Genomic DNA, 16,454 nt, shown 5'->3' with positions numbered 1-16,454 from the left:
CGCCGCTGCCCGCCTGCTCGCCGCCGCCCGGTACGCCTGGACCGCCGGGCAACCCGGCCAGGCCCGGCTCCTGCTCGACCGCCTCCGCGCGACCTGCGCGGACCCGACCGTCACCGGGCACGCCGGGCTGCTCCGCGGTGAGCTGCAACTGCGCTGCGACGACGCCGCCGGCGCGGCGGCCACGCTGCTGTCCGCCGCGCGTACGGTGGCCGGGACCGACCGCGCCGTGGCCATGGAGGCGCTGGCGCGGGCCGGCGAGGCCGTGTGCTTCGCCGGTGACCAGTACCGGTACGCGGAGGTCGGCCGGCGGGCCGCGGCCCTGCGACACCCGAACGATCCGCCGGCGGTGGAGTTGACGGCCTGCCTCGTCACCGGGGTGGCGGCCACGCTGCGGGGTGACCACGAGCGGGCCGGGCCCGCACTGCGCCGCGCCGTTGTGCTGGGCGGCCGGTTGACCGGGCCGGCGCTGACCCCGACGGCGCTCACCTGCGCGGCGGCGGCGGGGCTGGTGGTGGCCGTGGACGGCGCCGCCCACCGGCTCGCCGAGCGCGCCGTCGGGTTGGCCCGGGAGCGGGGCGAGCTGTCCATGCTGTCCCGGGCGTTGGAGCTGCGCGCGGTCGCCGAGTACTGGCTGGGGCGGCACGAGGCGGCGGCGGAGACCTCCCGCGACGGGCTGCGGGTCGCCCGTGCCGCCGGGCAGTTCAACTGCGCCAACGTCCACCTGGGCATGCTCGCCGTGCTGGCCGCCGTCCGGGCCGACCGGGAGAGCAGCCTGCGGCGGATCCGCGAGATCGGCCCGACGCCGACGCCGGGCAGCCGACCACACGCGCTCGCCGGGTGGGCGCTGGCCGTGCTCGACCTCGTCGACGGTCGGCACGCCGAGGCGGCGGCCCGACTGGCGTCACTGGCCCGGCTCGGCACCGGGCGAGGCCAGGTGCTCGTCCAGGTGATGGCCACTCCGTACCTGGTGGAGGCGGCGGCCCACCTGCCGCACCGGCCGGCGGCCACGGCCGCGCTCGCTGCCTTCGACAGGTGGGCGAGCAGCACCGCGAGCCCGCTGCGCCGCGCGCTCTCGGCCCGGTGTCACGCGCTGCTCGCGCCCCGCGGCGGCGTCGAGGCCGAGCGGGAGTTCCGGACCGCGCTGCGGCTGCACCCGACGGAGGACGGCGCCTTCGAACGGGCGCGCACCGAGCTGCTCTTCGGTCAGGAGCTGCGGCGCAGCCGACGTCCGCGGGACGCCCGGGGGCACCTGCACCAGGCCCGGGAGACGTTCACGCTGCTCGGCGCGGACCGCTGGGCCGAGCAGGCCACGGCCGAGCTGCGCGCCGCCGGGGAGTCGGTCGGTCCGCCGGACCTGCCGGCGGCGCGGTTGCTGACCGGTCAGCAACTGCGCATCGCGCAACTGGTCGCCGAGGGCGCCACCAATCGGGAGATCGCCGCCCGGATGTTCCTGTCCACCCGCACTGTCGACCACCACCTGCGCAACGTCTTCCATCGGCTGGGCATCCGCTCCCGTACCGAGCTGGCGCGTACCTTCGCCGCCGAACCGCACGCCGGTCTGGCCTCCGACAGGTGAACGCAGCCCGGGGACGTCCGGTCTGGACGGCGTAAACTATCACCGCTAGTTTATGCGTCATGGAGCTCACCCTGTCCGCCGAGCAGACGGCGGTCCGTCAGCTCGCCGCCGAGTTCGTCGACCGTGAGTTGACGCCGCACGCGGCCGAGTGGGACCGACGCGAGTCGGTCGACCCGGCAATCGTCGGCAAGCTCGGCGACCTGGGCTTCCTCGGGCTCACCATCGCCGAGTCCGACGGCGGCTCCGGCGGCGACCACCTCGCGTACTGCCTGGTCCTGGAGGAGCTCGGCCGGGGCGACTCGGCCGTGCGCGGCATCGTCTCCGTCTCACTCGGCCTGGTGGCCAAGTCGATCGCCGCCCACGGGTCGGCCGCGCAGCGGGCCGAGTGGCTGCCCCGGCTCTGCTCCGGCGCCGCGCTCGGCTGTTTCGGGCTGACCGAGCCGGACAGCGGATCGGACGCGGCCGCGCTGCGCACCCGTGCGGTCCGCGACGGCGACGACTGGCTGCTCACCGGCACGAAGACGTTCATCACCAACGGCACGACCGCAGACGTCGCCCTGATCTTCGCCCGCACCGGCGGTCCCGGACACCGGGGCATCACCGCGTTCCTGGTGCCCACCGACAGTCCGGGCCTGACCCGGCGCGAGATCCACGGCAAGCTCGGACTGCGCGGGCAGGCCACCGGTGAGCTGAGTCTCGACGCAGTGCGGGTGCCCGACGCCGCCCGCCTCGGCGCCGAGGGCGCCGGCTTCCGCCTGGCGCTGGCCACCCTCGCCAAGGGACGAATGTCGGTGGCGGCCGGCTGCGTCGGCATCGCCCAGGGTTGCCTCGACGCGGCGGTCGGCTACGCCGGGCAGCGGACGCAGTTCGGCAAGCCGATCGCCGGGCACCAGCTCGTCCAGCAACTGCTCGCGGCCATCGCCGTCGACACGGCGGCCGCCCGCCTGCTGGTCTGGCAGGTCGCGGATCTGATCGACCGCGACCAGCCGTTCGCCACCGAGGCGTCGGTGGCGAAGCTCTTCGCCAGTGAGGCCGCCGTCCGCGCGGCCAACAACGCGGTCCAGGTCTTCGGCGGGTACGGCTACATCGACGAGTACCCGGTCGGCAAGTACCTGCGCGACGCCCGGGTCGCCACCCTCTATGAGGGCACCAGCCAGATCCAACAGCTCCTGATCGGACGCGCGCTCACCGGCGTCAACGCCTTCTAGCTCTAAGGACACCCCGATGCGAGTCTTCACCTCCGTCGACGAGCTGACCACCGCGGTCGGCGAGACCCTCGGGCCCGGCCCCTGGCAGCGGATCGAGCAGGACCGCGTGAACCTCTTCGCCGACGCCACCGACGACCACCAGTGGATCCACATCGACCCGGTCCGTGCGGCGGCCGGACCGTTCGGCGCCACGATCGCGCACGGCTACCTGACCCTGTCGCTGTTGCCGGCGCTGGCCGGTCAGCTCTACCGCGTCGAGGGGGTCGCGATGGGAGTCAATTACGGGCTGAACCGGGTGCGCTTCCCCGCGCCGCTGCGGGTCGGCGCCGCCGTGCGGGCGACTGCAGTCATCGCGGAGGTGTCACCGGTCAGCGGTGGGGTGCAGATGGTCACGGCGGTGACCGTGGAGAGCGACGGCGGCGGCAAGCCCGTGTGCGTCGCCGAGACGGTCAGCCGCCTCTATGGCAAGGCGGGCGGCTGACCGTCCCCGCCGGACGTCGTGGTCGCGGTCACCCCGCCACAGGAACCGACATCCGTCGCCGCCCCCTGCGGCCTGTCGCCGCCCCCTGCGGTCCGTCGTCGCCCCCGCTGCCCGTCGTCTGTTCGGCCTCACACGGCGCTGCGTCGGCTGGTTGGCTGGCGGGTTGGCGTTACCGGCGCAGGGTCAAGGGCCGTCCGCGGGCCCTTTGCTCTGCTTCAACCGGCGCATCAGTCAGAGACCGTTTGTGTTGCGTGGATTGAAGCAGAGCAAAGGATGTGGGGGAGGTGCGCCCGCCCCGCGGGGTCATGCGGTCGATCTGAGGGTCAGGCGACCGTGCAGGCGGCTCCGTTGAGCGTGAAGGCGGACGGCTTACCCGCATTGCCGGTGTGGGTGGCCTGGAAGCCGATGTCGACAGACGTGTTCGGGGCGATGGTGCCGTTGTAGGAGACGTTGCGCGCGGTCACCGCCCCGCTGGTCGGTGAGTAGCTGGCGTTCCAGCCGCCGGTGATGCTCTGGCCGCCCGGAAGTGTGAACGCCAGGGCCCAGCCGTTGACCGCGCTGCTACTTGTGTTGGCGACCGAGATGGACGCGGTGAGCCCGTTGTTCCAGGCGTTGACCGTGTACGTGACGCGGCAGCCCTCCGACGGCGGCGGCGTGGTCGGCGGTGCCGTGGTCGGGGGCGCGGTGGTGGGCGGCGCTGTCGTCGGAGGCGCGGTGGTGGGCGGTGGCGTGGTCGGAGGCGCGGTGGTGGGTGGCGTGTCGCCCCCGATGCTGCCGGGCACCGTGCGCAGGGCGTCGTACCAGGCGACGGCCATCTTGCGGTAACCGGTGGCGTTGGGGTGGACGCCGTCGGCCAGGTCGCTGAGCGTCAGCGCGCGGTACATGTCGACCAGGTGGACGCGCTTGCCGGCGGCGGCCCTGGTCTGCACGATCCCGGGGATCGCCGCGTTGTAGCCGCGAACCTGGGTGTCCGCGCCGGACTTCGGAATGATCGTCGCGACGAACACGTCCGCGTTCGGTGCGGTGTTGGTGATGCGATCGACCAGGGTGGCCAGACGCGCCGGAGCCCCGGAGGTGTCCCCGTACATGTCGTTGGTGCCGATGTGCAGCAGTACGGTGCGCGGGTTGGTGGCGCGCAGCCAGTTGACCACGTTGGCGTCGATCTGCGCGATGGTCCACCCGGAGTGGCCCTCGTGGTCGTGGTCACCGAGGCTGGCCGGGCCGTTGAACCCGGAACCGACGAAGTCGATCCGGTAGCCGCCGGAGGCGAACCGCTGCCAGAGTTCGATCCGGTAGCCACCGGCGACGTTGAAGCCGTCGGTGATCGAGTCGCCGAGGGGCATGACACGTACCCCGCCGTTGGACTCGGCGCTCGCGGGCGCGGTCGCCACCGGGACGGCGGCGGTCATGGCCGCGACGGCGGCCAGGGCCGCCCACCACAGTCGGGCCCGGCGGGGCCGCGTCGTCGTCGCGGTGGTGACGGGCGCTGGGGGGACGGTGTTGCCAGGAATCGGTCTGCTCATGGGGCTTCCTCGGGTGGTGGGGGCACGACAACGGCGGCCCGCCGAGGCGGAACCGCACGGTACGCGAGAGTGAGCTGCGCGAGGACCAGGAACCCGGACGTCATCACCGCTGGTCGAACGCTCTGGTCATCGACGGTCGGAGTCGACGGATCGATGAGCCGCGGCCGGGATGTGCCCTGCACCCCGCCTGGACGCACCATAGCTTGTTATCGCTAACACCGGCAATGGATCGAACACCGACTATGGCCGGTGGTAAATCGAGGGGGTCAGCCCCTGCTCGCCGTGTCAGTCGGGCCGAGCCTCGCGGCGAGCCAGCGCAACTGCCGCCGGACGTGCACGGCCTCGCCGCCCTCGTGGCCGTTGAACGGGTAGACGTGCATCTCCCGCGGCGGCGGGACGGGCCGTCCGGTCGCCGCGCCGTACTGGTTGTAGGCGGCGAAGCCGGTGCTCGGCGGGCAGACGGTGTCGCGCAGGCCGATGCCGAAGTGCGCCGGCGCGGTCGCCCGCCGGGCGAAGGTCACCCCGTCGACGTAGGACAGTGTGCGTCGGACCGCACCCTCGGCCTCCCGGTGCACCGCCAGGTACCTGCCGATCTCGCCGTACGGTGACACGTCGCTGAGCGTGACGGCGCGCTGGACGTCGCAGAGGAACGGTGCCGTCACCAACACCGCCGCGAGGTCGTCGACGAGGCCGGCCACCGCCAGGGCGATACCGCCGCCCTGACTGTTGCCGAGCACGGCGACCCGGCCCGCGTCGACCCCGGGCAGGGCGCGAACCACCTCGACGGCCCGGACCGCGTCGGTGATCAGACGCCGGTAGTGGTAGTGGTGCGGGTCGAGGATTCCCCAGGTGGCCGGCCAGGGGCCGCCGAGCCTGCCGTGCGGGTCCGCGGTGTCACCGGCGCCGTACAGCCCGGCCTGGCCCCGGTTGTCCATCAACAGGTGCGCGTACCCGGCGACCGGCCAGGTCAGCCGCTCGTGCGGCAGCCCGCGCCCGCGCCCGTAGCCGGCGTACTCCACCACGGCGGGCAGCGGTCCCGATACACCCGCCGGGCGGGTGTACCAGGCCCGCACCGGGTCACCGCCGAAGCCGGCGAACGTGACGTCCCAGGAGTCGAGCAGGCGCAGGTCGGTGGGTTCGGGACGGACGTCCACGAGCACCGGACGGGTGGCGGCCTCGGCCAGGGTGGAACGCCAGAACTGGTCGAAGTCCTCGGGCTCGGCGACGGCCGGCACGTATCGCTCAAGCTCGTCGAGGGCGGGGTCGGAGTGCGGCACGGTTCCTCGCAGGGTCAGAGCGGCTGGGCGGGGGGTGGTGCGGTGCTCTCCCGGACGACCAACTCGGTCACCAGGTCGATCCGGCTGGTCGCCGGGCCGTTGCCGCCGACCAGGTCGAGCAGCATCTGGGTGGCGATGCCCGCCATGTCCCGCAGCGGCTGGTTGATGGTGGTGAGAGCCGGATCGGTCCAGGTGGCGACCGGCAGGTTGTCGTACCCGATCACCGAGAGGTCCTCGGGGACCCGCAGGCCGCACTGGCGGGCGGCCCGGAGCACCCCCATGGCCTGCGTGTCCGACCCCGCGAAGATCGCCGTGGGCCGGTCCGGCCGGTTCAGCAACTGGAGGCCGTGGGCGTGCCCGGCACCGGCGGAGAAGCTGCCGTAGCGAACCAGCTCGGGGTCGACCGTCAAGCCGATCTCCTCGTGCGCGTGCTGGAAGCCCGCCGCCCGGGCCCGGCTGCACAGCACGTCGGGCGGCCCGGAGATGACGGCGTTTCGCCGGTGGCCCAGCTCCAGCAGGTGCCGGGCGGCGAGCAGGCCGCCGTTCCAGTTGTTCGACCCGACCGTGGGCACGGAGGCCGAGGTCGCGCTGTCGGTGTCGATCACGACGAACGGGACGCCCTGGCGTCGCAGCTGCTGTTGCTGCGTCTCGGCCAGGTGGCAGAGGACGAGCAGGACACCCGACGGGCGCTGGCTGAGCAGCGTGTCGAGCCACCGTTGCGGTGGGCGGTGCGCACCGTCGAGTTGGGAGACCGCGAGGCCGATACCGGCGACGCTCGTCACCGCCTCCGCGCCGCGCAGGACCTCCATCGCCCAGCCGGTGTCGAACTCGTGGAACACGAGATCGATCCGCCCCGCGCCGGGCGACCGCCGCGCACGGCGCTGGTACTGGTGACGGTCGAGACTCTCCTCGATCCGCGCCCTCGTGCCGGGGGCGACATCCTCGTGGCCGTTGAGGACCTTGGACACCGTGGCGACCGACACGCCGACGTCGTGGGCGATCGTCGCGATGGTGGTGGAGGCGGGTGGGCCGAGCGGGCGGTGCTCTGTCATCGCAGCCTCATGCAGCGTCGAAATTTTCGGGAGACCTTAACACGATCAGCCGGTCATGACCGTCGATGCGGTAGTGGATCGGGCGCGGTCCGGGCGGTTCCCGGGCTCGTTCATGACTGAGCGCAATGGCCGCTGCCACTGGCCGTACGAGGGAGCGGTCCCGCGACCGATCGAGCCTCTTGACTACATCCGGGCGGTGGACTTAGGTTGCCGAAAAGGTTGCTTGGGTTTCCGGAAAGTTTCGGATCGCACACCGTCCGCCACGGACCGGTCCCACGAGGGTGCGGGAACGTGGCCGGAGCTAAGGGGTCTCGGCATGAGAAGTCAGGTGCCCGCCGACGGCGAACCGGTGTCCCGCGACGCCACACCGTGGCGCGACGCGCGGCTGTCACCGGCCGAGCGGGCCGAGGCGCTGCTCCCGCTGATGTCGGTGCAGGAGAAGATCGCCCAGCTCGTCGGCGTCTGGGTCGGCGCCGACGCCTCCGGCGAGGGCGTCGCCCCCCACCAGTCCGACATGGTCGCCGAGACACCGGCCTGGGACAGCGTCATCGCGTACGGGCTGGGCCAGCTCACCCGCCCGTTCGGCACCGCGCCCGTCGACCCGGTGCTCGGCGCCCGGTCGCTTGCCGCCTCCCAGGCGCAGATCGTCGCCGCCAGCCGGTTCGGCATCCCCGCCCAGGTGCACGAGGAGTGCCTCACCGGATTCGCCGCCTGGCGGGCCACCGTCTACCCGACCCCGCTGGGATGGGGCGCGTCGTTCGACCCCGCCCTGGTCGAGGAGATGGCCGGCCGGATCGGCCGGTCGATGCGCGCCGCCGGCGTACACCAGGGGCTCGCGCCCGTCGTCGACGTCACCCGCGACTACCGCTGGGGCCGCACCGAGGAGACGATCGGGGAGGACCCGTACCTGGTGGGGACGACAGGCGCGGCCTACGTGCGGGGCCTGGAGAACGCCGGCGTGGTGGCCACCCTCAAGCACTTCGCCGGCTACTCCGCCTCCCGGGGTGGCCGCAACCTGGCCCCGGTGTCGATGGGGCGCCGCGAGCTGGCCGACGTCATCCTGCCGCCGTTCGAGATGGCCCTGCGCCTCGGCGGGGCGCGCTCGGTGATGAACTCGTACGCCGAGATCGACGGCATGCCGGCCGCCGCCGACGAGCAGCTGCTGACCGGGCTGCTGCGCGACGAGTGGGGCTTCACCGGCACCGTGGTCGCCGACTACTTCGCCGTCCGGTTCCTGCAGACCCTGCACGGTGTCGCCGAACGCTCCGCCGACGCCGCCCACCTCGCCCTGCGCGCCGGGATCGACGTCGAGCTGCCCACCGTGGACGCCTTCGGTGACCCGTTGGTGGCGGCGGTCCGCGCCGGCGAGATCGACGAGGCGCTCATCGACCGGGCGCTGCGTCGGGTGCTGATCCAGAAGATCGAGCTCGGCCTGCTCGACGAGGACTGGCGCGCGGTGCCCGACGACGTGGCGGACCTGCGCCTCGACGACGAGGCCAGCCGGGACGTCGCCGTACGCCTGGCCCGCGAGTCCGTCGTCCTGCTGCGCAACGGCGGCGCCCTGCCGCTGACCGTAGCGAGCCGCGTCGCCCTGGTGGGTCCGGTCGCCGACGATCCGATGGCCATGCTCGGCTGCTACTCCTTTCCGAACCATGTCGGCGTCAACCACAGCGACCACGGCCTCGGCCTGGACATCGCCTCGCTGCGCGAGGAACTGGCCCGCCGCGTCCCCCTGCTCACCCACGAGCCGGGCTGCACCATCACCGGCGACGACACCTCGGGTATCCCGGCCGCGGTCGCCGCGGCCACCGCCGCCGACGTGTGCGTGCTCGCCGTCGGCGACCGGGCGGGAATGTTCGGCCGGGGCACCTCCGGTGAGGGCTGCGACGCCGCCGACCTGCGGCTGCCCGGCGTGCAGGCCGACCTGGTCCGGGCCGTCCTCGCCACCGGCACCCCGGTCGTGCTGGTGCTGATGACCGGCCGGCCGTACGCGCTCGGCCCGGAGTTCGACGCCGCGGCGGCCGTCGTGCAGGCGTTCTTCCTGGGCCAGCTCGGCGGGCAGGCGCTCGCCGAGGTGCTCACCGGCGCGGTGAACCCGTCCGGGCGGTTGCCGGTCAGCGTCCCCCGCGACGCCGGTGGACTGCCGGGCACCTACCTGTCGCCGCCGCTCGGGCACCGCAGCAAGGTGTCCTCGATCGACCCGACGCCGGCGTACCCGTTCGGCCACGGCCTGAGCTACACCACCTTCGAGTGGTCCGACGCCACGGTCGTGGAGCCGGCGGGTGGGACGCGGGCCGAGGCGGCGGCGTGGCCCGTCGACGGCGAGGTGCGGGTGCGGATCACCGTCTCGAACACGGGTGACCGGGCCGGCACCGAGGTGGTGCAGCTCTACCTGCACGACCCGGTGGCACAGACCACCCGCCCGGTGATCCGGCTCGTCGGCTACACCCGGGTGCCGCTGGAGCCCGGCGCGGCGGCGCACGTGACGTTCGGCGTACCGGCCGACGTCGCGTCGTTCACCGGTCGGTCCGGTCGGCGCATCGTCGAACCCGGCGCGGTGGAGCTGCGGTTCGGGCGGTCGAGCGGGGAGATGGCGGCGGCCCTGCCGCTGCGGCTGACCGGGGCCGAGCGCCAGGTCGGCCACCAGCGAGAACTACTCACGTCGGTGCGGATCGAGCCCCTCGTGGCCGTTGCGCACTCCGCACAGGAGGGCCGAGGATGACATCCGAGACGTTACGGCCACCGCCACCGGCGCCGCCCGGTGCTCCGGCGGAGGCCACCGTCCCCGCCCCGCGGGCGCCGCGTCGGCGCCGCACCTGGCGGCAGGCGGTGCGCCGGGACTGGCAGCTCTACTCGCTGGCCGTCCTACCGCTGCTGTTCTTCCTGGTCTTCCGCTATCTCCCGATGATCGGCAACGTCATCGCCTTCCGCCGGTTCAAGCCGGGCGGAAGCATCTTCGGCGAGTACTGGGTGGGGCTGCGGTACTTCCGGATGTTCCTCACCGACCCGACGTTCTGGGACGTCTTCACCAACACGCTTGTGCTCGGGACGCTGACCCTGCTGTTCTGCTTCCCGCTGCCGATCGTCCTGGCGCTGCTGCTCAACGAGGTGCGTGCCCGCCGGCTCCGGCGGTTCGTCCAGTCGGTGTCCTACCTGCCGCACTTCCTGTCGATCGTGATCGTGGCGGCCATGGTCATGCAGCTCACCTCGGTCGACGGCACCGTCAACCAGATCGTGCAGGCCACCGGCGGCGACCCGGTGCCGTTCCTGCAACGCGCCGAGTGGTTCCGGACCATCTACGTGTCGTCCGAGGTCTGGCAGACGGTCGGCTGGGGCACCATCCTCTACCTCGCCGCGCTCACCACAGTCGACGACGACCTGTACGAGGCGGCGCGGATCGACGGCGCCAACCGGTGGCGGCAGACCTGGCACGTCACGCTCCCGGGCATCCGTCCGACCATGGTGACGTTGCTGATCCTCAACATCGGCAACTTCATGGCGGTCGGGTTCGAGAAGATCCTGCTGCTCTACAACCCGCTTACCTATCCGACCGCCGACGTGCTCTCCACGTACCTGTTCCGGATGGGCTTCGGGTCCAGCAACTTCAGCTACGCCGCCGCCATCGGGCTGTTCGAGGCGGTCATCGGGCTCACGCTGGTCCTGACGGCGAACCTGATCGCCCGCCGCACCGTGGGGACGAGCCTGTGGTGACCGTCGACGCCACCGACACCGCCACCGCGAGCGGCCTGCCGGCCCCCGCGCGGCCGCGCGGCATCCGCCCGAGCCGGGGCTACCGCGTCTTCCAGGCCTGCAACGCGATAGTGCTCACCATCGTCGTGGTGGTGACGCTGTACCCGTTCGTCAACGTCGTGGCCCGCTCGCTCAGCGACGAGCGGTACATCCTCGGCGGCCAGGTAAACCTCGTGCCGCTCGGGTTCAACCTGGACACCTACCGGCTCGTGCTCAACGACTCGCTGTTCTGGACGAACTACCGCAACACCCTCTTCTACACGGTCGTCGCCACGGCCATCTCGATCGTGCTGACCACCTGCTACGCGTACGTGCTGTCCAAGAAGCACCTGCGGGGCCGTACGGCGCTTGTCGGTATCGCGGTCTTCACCATGTTCTTCACCGGCGGCCTGATCCCCAACTACGTGCTGGTCACGAGCCTGGGCATGAAGAACACCGTCTGGGCCATCGCGGTGCCAAACGCGATAAACGTGTTCAACCTGCTGGTGATGAAGGCGTTCTTCGAGAGCCTGCCCACCGACCTGGAGGAGGCCGCGGCCGTCGACGGGCTCAACACGTACGGGATCCTGCTGCGCATCGTGCTGCCGCTGTCGAAGGCGATCGTCGCCACGATGGTGCTGTTCTACGCCGTCGCGTTCTGGAACTCCTGGTTCGCCGCCTTCCTCTACATGGACCAGCAGGAGCTGTGGCCGGTGACCGTCTACCTGCGCAACCTGATCGCGGGGGCCACCGGCGCGGAGAACATCGGCGCGATCGCCGAGGCCGACGAGGTGCAGGCCGACGCGACGCTCAAGTCGGTGACGATCGTGCTCACGACCCTGCCCATCCTCCTCGTCTACCCCTTCGTCCAGCGGTACTTCGTCCGCGGCGTGATGCTCGGCGCCGTCAAGGGCTGACCGGCACGTCCACCATTTCCCTCCAGCGAACCCGAAAGGACCGCCATGCTCCACCGATCGTGGCGCCGCGCCGCGACAGCGGCAGTAGCCGCACTGCTCGCGGCCACCAGCATCGCCGCCTGTAGCGATGACCCGTCCGACGCCAAGGACCTGTCGGAGAACCGGGCCGGTGCGATGGCCGACTACGGCATCGGCAAGCAGTTCAAGGCGAGCGAGCCGGTCTCCTTCTCGATCCTCTACAACAACCATCCGAACTACCCGCTGCGCGACGACTGGCTGTTCTGGAAGGAGCTGAAGTCGCGGGCCAACGTCACGCTCACGCCGGTCGCCGTGCCCCTGAGCGACTACGAGCAGAAGCGCAGCCTGCTGATCGGCGCCGGCGATGCTCCGTTGATCATTCCGAAGACGTACCCCGCCCAGGAGGACGCCTACGTCTCCTCCGGGGCGATCCTGCCGGTCAGTGACTACCTCGACCTGATGCCGAACCTCCAGGACAAGATCTCGAAGTGGAACCTCAAGTCCGAGATCGACCAGCGGCGCCAGGAGGACGGCAAGTTCTACCTGCTGCCGGGGCTGCACGAGAAGCCCTGGCAGGACTACTCGGTGGCGATCCGGACCGACATCCTCGACGAGTTGAACCTGGCGGTCCCGAAGACCTGGGACGAGCTGTACACGGTGCTCAAGGCGATGAAGGCCAAGTACCCGGACGTGTATCCGTTCTCCGACCGGTGGAGCAAGCCCAACCCGGCCGGCAACCTGCTCAACATCCTGGCCGTGTCGTACGGGCTGCAGGGCGCGGGCTGGAACTTCCAGCACACCTCGTGGGACGCGAACGCCAAGAAGTTCGTCTACACCGGCGCCACGGAGCAGTACAAGCAGATGCTCCAGTACCTCAACAAGCTGGTGTCGGAGAAGCTGCTCGACCCGGAGAGCTTCACCCAGACCGATGAGCAGGCCCGGCAGAAGCTCGCCAACGGCAAGTCCTTCGTGATCAGCGCCAACGCGCAGGCCGTCGTGAACGACTACCGGCCCGACCTCGCCAAGACCAACCCCAAGGCGAAGATCTCCAAGATTCCGCTGCCGATCGGGCCGGCCGGTGAGATCAACCCGGCCAGCCGGTTGGAGAACGGCGTGATGATCTCCTCGAAGGCTCGCGAGAGCAAGAACTTCGTGGCGATGATGCAGTTCATCGACTGGCTCTGGTATTCGGACGCCGGCCAGGAGTTCGCCAAGTGGGGCGTCGAGGGTACGACGTTCGTCCGGGACGCCGCCGGCAAGCCCAAGCTGGCGCCCGACGTCAACGTCATCGGCCTGAACCCGAAGGCGCCCAAGCATCTGCAGAAGGACTTCGGCTTCTACAACGGCGTCTTCGCCTACGGCGGCAAGCCGGAGCTGGTACAGGGCTTCTTCGCTCCCGAGGAGCAGGAGTTCCAGAAGGTGCTCAACGCCCGTCCGCCGGTCGCGGTGCCCCCGCCGCACCCGCTCAACGACGAGGAGCGGGAGCAGGCGTCACTGTGGGAGACGCCGCTGAAGGACGCCGTCTACCAGGCGACCCTGCAGTTCGCGCTCGGCCAGCGCGACTTCTCCCAGTGGGACGCCTACGTGGCCGAGTTGAAGGGCAAGAACATGGACGCCTACCTGACCATGGTCAACAAGGCGTACGACAGGTACCAGAAGGACCACGGCTGACCCTCGACCGGTCCGGTGGTGCCCGCCACCACCGGACCGGCCGAACACCGTCAGCCGCGCACCGCACCGCACGAAGAGGACGAGATGACGCGTAGCACCGCGCACGCCTGGCGGCAGTTCGGCGACGGACCCCTGTCCCGGTTCGCGTCGCGCGTCTACATCCTGGTCGTGGTCGAGGTACTGCTCCTCGTCACCACGCTGCCCGGCCTGCTCCCGCTGCTGCTGCTCGGCCGCGACCCCAGCAACCTGCCGCTGGCCGCGCTCCTGCTGCTGCCGGTGGGGCCGGCGGTCTGCGCCGCCCTGTACGCCCTGCGCCACCAACCGCCCGACCTGACGGACCTGCGGCCCGCCGCCCTGTTCTGGCGGGGCTACCGGCTCAACGCCGGGGGCGCGCTGCGGGTCTGGGCCCCGACGGTGCTGTGGCTGACAGTGCTCGCGCTCAACCTCGCCTACCGCGGCGCGATCGGCCTCCCGAGGTGGTGGGTGGTGCCGCTGGTCCTGATCGCGGTGGGTGTGACCGTCTGCGCGGCGAACGCGCTGGTGATCACCTCGCTGTTCGAGTTCCGCACCCGCGACGTCCTGCGCCTGGCCGTGCACTTCCTCGTCCGTACCCCCGGGGTCACCGTCGGCAACGCCCTGCTGCTCGCCGCGGCGGCCGGGGTCACCGCGGTCTTCTCCGAGGCGGTCCTGGCGCTGCTCGCCTCGGTAGTGGCCCTGGCGGTCCTGCGCGTCGGCGACCCGATGATCCACCTGATCCGGAAGGAGTTCACCGCATGAGCCTGTCCGCGACCGCCGAGGTGCGCGTCGAGCGGGAGGACGTGTGAACGCGCACGAGTCGACGGACCTGGAGGAGTCGATGTTCGTGGCGGAGCCACTGGGCGTCGAGGACCCGCGCGTGCATCCCGCGTGGCTCCCACCGGAGGCGTTCCGGGCCCTCGGCGCGCGCCGCGTCCTCGTGCACGGCGACGGGCTGCTCGTCGACACCGTCCTCGACGAGGTCACACGCGCCTGCACCCGCTACGGCGGGCGGGTCTGGCATTCGCCCTCCTGGGACGTCGAGGTCGACCTGGTGCTCACCCTGCGCGACGCCGACGAGCTGCCCAACTCCGCGGTCGAGGCGGCGCGGTCGGCGGCGGAGGCGGCGCTCGTCGACGTCGCCGACGGTGCGACGCTCGGCGACGAGGGATTCCTGCTGGCCCGCGCCGGCGAGCTGACGGTGGTGCTCGCCGACGCGCCGGCCGGTCTGCTGTACGGGCTGTTCCACGTCGTACGGCTCTGCGCGGGGGCGTTCGACCCGGCCCGTCCACCCGAGCTGCACCGGCCGGCGCTGCGTCGGCGGATGCTGAACCACTGGGACAACGTGGCGGTTCACCCGGTGATGGGTCAGGTCGAACGGGGGTACGCGGGCGGCTCGATCTTCTGGGCCGGGGGCCGTCCGCGCGGGGACCTGGCGCGGATCCGGGAGTACGGGCGGCTGCTGGCCGCCAGCGGGATCAACGCGATCTCGGTGAACAACGTCAACGTGGGTCGCGCCGAGGCGATGCTGCTCACCGACCGGCTCGGCGACGTAACCGAGATCGCCGACGTGCTGCGCCCGTACGGCATCCGGGTGCACCTGTCGGTCACGTTCGCCGCGCCCGTGGTCCTCGGTGGACTGACCAGCGCCGACCCGTTCGACGAGGATGTGCGCGCCTGGTGGGCGGCCACCACCCGGCGGGTGTACGAGCGCATCGACGACTTCGGCGGCTACCTGGTGAAGGCCGACTCGGAGGGGCAACCCGGCCCGTTCACGTACGGGCGCGACCACGCCGACGGGGCGAACCTGCTCGCCGAGGCCCTCGCCCCGTACGGGGGAGTGGTGCACTGGCGGGCGTTCGTCTACAACCACCACCAGGACTGGCGGGACCGGTCCACCGACCGGGCGCGGGCCGCGTACGACCACTTCGCTCCGCTCGACGGGCGGTTCCGTACCAACGTGGTCCTCCAGGTGAAGTTCGGGCCGGTGGACTTCCAGACGCGTGAGCCGGTCTCGCCGGTGCTGGCCGCCATGCCGGCCACCCGGATCGCTGTCGAGTTGCAGGTCACCCAGGAGTACACGGGCCAGCAGCGGCACGTCTGCCACCTCGGGCCGTGCTGGAGCGAGGTGCTGCGCTTCGCGCCCTGGGGGCCCGGCGGGCGGACGATCGCCGACGTGGCCACCGGGGAGGCCGGCACGGGCGGCGGCCTGGTGGCCGTCGCCAACACCGGCGACGACCTCTTCTGGACGGGGCACCCGCTGGCGCAGGCCAACCTCTACACGTTCGGCAGGCTCGCCTGGGATCCGCGCCTCGACGCGACGGCGGTCCTCGACGAGTGGATGACGTTGACGTTCCCGCCGTCGGCGACAGCCGAACCGGAGCTGGTGCGACGGACGCTGCACGAGATCATGGACGACTCCTGGCGGACGTACGAGCGGTACACCGCCCCGCTGGGCGTCGGCTTCATGGTCCATCCCGGCGACCACTACGGCCCCGACGTCGACGGGTACGAGTACTCGCGGTGGGGCACCTACCACTTCGCCGACCGCGACGGCGTCGGCGTGGACCGCAGTCGCGCCTCGGGCACCGGCTTCGCCGGCCAGTACCCGCCCTACTGGGCCGACGTGTACGAGTCGCCGCAGACGTGCCCCGACGAGCTGCTGCTCTTCTTCCACCACGTCCCGTACACGCACGTCCTGCACAGCGGGTCCACTGTCATCCAGCACATCTACGACACCCACTTCGCGGGCGTCGAGGAGGTGGCGGTGATGCGGCGGCGGTGGCAGACCCTGAACGGGATGATCGATCCGACCGTCTACGAGCGGGTGGCCGAACGCCTCGACGAGCAGGTGCGCTGCGCCACCGAGTGGCGGGATCAGATCAACACGTACTTCTTCCGCAAGTCCGGCATACCCGACGCGCGGGGGCGGCGCATCCACTGATCCGGCCGGCCCGACCGGGCCGGCCGGAACACCGCCGCCGTCG

12 protein-coding genes are annotated in these 16,454 nt (G+C 71.6%); 9 read left to right on the top strand and 3 right to left on the bottom strand.

Annotated features, from left to right (window positions below):
- The 3 genes from MILUP08_RS21150 to MILUP08_RS21140 all read left to right on the top strand — a co-directional run.
- Window positions 1-1,576: LuxR family transcriptional regulator (locus MILUP08_RS21150; RefSeq protein WP_237747150.1), on the top strand; the 1,576-nt coding region annotated here is incomplete at its 5' end.
- Between the two features lie 59 nt (window positions 1,577-1,635).
- Entirely contained in the window at window positions 1,636-2,784 is a 1,149-nt protein-coding gene (locus MILUP08_RS21145; RefSeq protein ID WP_007461364.1) for an acyl-CoA dehydrogenase family protein, read from the top strand.
- A gap of 16 nt (window positions 2,785-2,800) precedes the next feature.
- Window positions 2,801-3,265 carry a MaoC family dehydratase gene (locus MILUP08_RS21140; protein WP_007461362.1) on the top strand — a complete coding sequence of 155 codons (465 nt, stop codon included), beginning with the start codon at window positions 2,801-2,803 and terminating at the stop codon, window positions 3,263-3,265.
- Window positions 3,266-3,588: 323 nt separating this feature from the next.
- On the opposite strand, the gene MILUP08_RS21135 is transcribed toward MILUP08_RS21140, so the two are convergent.
- The 3 genes from MILUP08_RS21135 to MILUP08_RS21125 form a co-directional block, all read right to left on the bottom strand.
- The gene (locus MILUP08_RS21135; protein ID WP_007461359.1) at window positions 3,589-4,788 is read right to left on the bottom strand and encodes a cellulose binding domain-containing protein; all 1,200 of its coding nucleotides are present in this window, start codon (window positions 4,786-4,788) and stop codon (window positions 3,589-3,591) included.
- A 266-nt stretch (window positions 4,789-5,054) separates the two neighbouring features.
- Window positions 5,055-6,065 carry an acetylxylan esterase gene (locus tag MILUP08_RS21130; protein ID WP_007461357.1) on the bottom strand — a complete coding sequence of 337 codons (1,011 nt, stop codon included), beginning with the start codon at window positions 6,063-6,065 and terminating at the stop codon, window positions 5,055-5,057.
- Between the two features lie 14 nt (window positions 6,066-6,079).
- The gene (locus MILUP08_RS21125; RefSeq protein WP_007461355.1) at window positions 6,080-7,117 is read right to left on the bottom strand and encodes a LacI family DNA-binding transcriptional regulator; all 1,038 of its coding nucleotides are present in this window, start codon (window positions 7,115-7,117) and stop codon (window positions 6,080-6,082) included.
- A gap of 316 nt (window positions 7,118-7,433) precedes the next feature.
- On the opposite strand from MILUP08_RS21125, the gene MILUP08_RS21120 reads away from it, so the two are divergent.
- The 6 genes from MILUP08_RS21120 to MILUP08_RS21095 all read left to right on the top strand — a co-directional run bounded on the left by MILUP08_RS21120 (window position 7,434) and on the right by MILUP08_RS21095 (window position 16,411).
- Window positions 7,434-9,839, top strand: a complete 2,406-nt coding sequence (locus MILUP08_RS21120; RefSeq protein WP_007461353.1) for a beta-xylosidase/alpha-l-arabinosidase — start codon at window positions 7,434-7,436, stop codon at window positions 9,837-9,839.
- Window positions 9,836-10,828, top strand: a complete 993-nt coding sequence (locus MILUP08_RS21115; RefSeq protein ID WP_007461350.1) for an ABC transporter permease — start codon at window positions 9,836-9,838, stop codon at window positions 10,826-10,828. Before MILUP08_RS21120 ends, MILUP08_RS21115 begins: the two co-directional genes overlap by 4 nt.
- Window positions 10,825-11,763, top strand: a complete 939-nt coding sequence (locus tag MILUP08_RS21110; protein ID WP_237747148.1) for a carbohydrate ABC transporter permease — start codon at window positions 10,825-10,827, stop codon at window positions 11,761-11,763. The genes MILUP08_RS21115 and MILUP08_RS21110 overlap by 4 nt, the downstream gene beginning before the upstream one ends.
- A 45-nt stretch (window positions 11,764-11,808) precedes the next feature.
- Window positions 11,809-13,452, top strand: coding sequence for an ABC transporter substrate-binding protein (locus MILUP08_RS21105; RefSeq protein ID WP_007461347.1), 1,644 nt, complete (start codon window positions 11,809-11,811; stop codon window positions 13,450-13,452).
- A gap of 84 nt (window positions 13,453-13,536) precedes the next feature.
- Window positions 13,537-14,229, top strand: coding sequence for a YesL family protein (locus tag MILUP08_RS21100; protein ID WP_007461345.1), 693 nt, complete (start codon window positions 13,537-13,539; stop codon window positions 14,227-14,229).
- 43 nt (window positions 14,230-14,272) lie between these two features.
- Window positions 14,273-16,411, top strand: coding sequence for an alpha-glucuronidase (locus MILUP08_RS21095; protein WP_007461343.1), 2,139 nt, complete (start codon window positions 14,273-14,275; stop codon window positions 16,409-16,411).
- Window positions 16,412-16,454 lie beyond the last annotated feature (43 nt).

It is taken from the genome of Micromonospora lupini str. Lupac 08 (assembly GCF_000297395.2).
Classification (GTDB): domain Bacteria; phylum Actinomycetota; class Actinomycetes; order Mycobacteriales; family Micromonosporaceae; genus Micromonospora; species Micromonospora lupini.
Note: the sequence above shows the minus strand (reverse complement) of the source record. Positions and strands in the feature narration are given on the sequence as shown.

Excerpts from the sequence above, each read along its gene's own strand:
- MILUP08_RS21145 (WP_007461364.1), top strand. The coding sequence starts at position 1,636 with ATGGAGCTCACCCTGTCCGCCGAGCAGACGGCGGTCCGTCAGCTCGCC.
- MILUP08_RS21140 (WP_007461362.1), top strand. The coding sequence starts at position 2,801 with ATGCGAGTCTTCACCTCCGTCGACGAGCTGACCACCGCGGTCGGCGAG.
- MILUP08_RS21135 (WP_007461359.1), bottom strand. The coding sequence starts at position 4,788 with ATGAGCAGACCGATTCCTGGCAACACCGTCCCCCCAGCGCCCGTCACC.
- MILUP08_RS21125 (WP_007461355.1), bottom strand. The coding sequence starts at position 7,117 with ATGACAGAGCACCGCCCGCTCGGCCCACCCGCCTCCACCACCATCGCG.
- MILUP08_RS21120 (WP_007461353.1), top strand. The coding sequence starts at position 7,434 with ATGAGAAGTCAGGTGCCCGCCGACGGCGAACCGGTGTCCCGCGACGCC.
- MILUP08_RS21115 (WP_007461350.1), top strand. The coding sequence starts at position 9,836 with ATGACATCCGAGACGTTACGGCCACCGCCACCGGCGCCGCCCGGTGCT.
- MILUP08_RS21105 (WP_007461347.1), top strand. The coding sequence starts at position 11,809 with ATGCTCCACCGATCGTGGCGCCGCGCCGCGACAGCGGCAGTAGCCGCA.
- MILUP08_RS21100 (WP_007461345.1), top strand. The coding sequence starts at position 13,537 with ATGACGCGTAGCACCGCGCACGCCTGGCGGCAGTTCGGCGACGGACCC.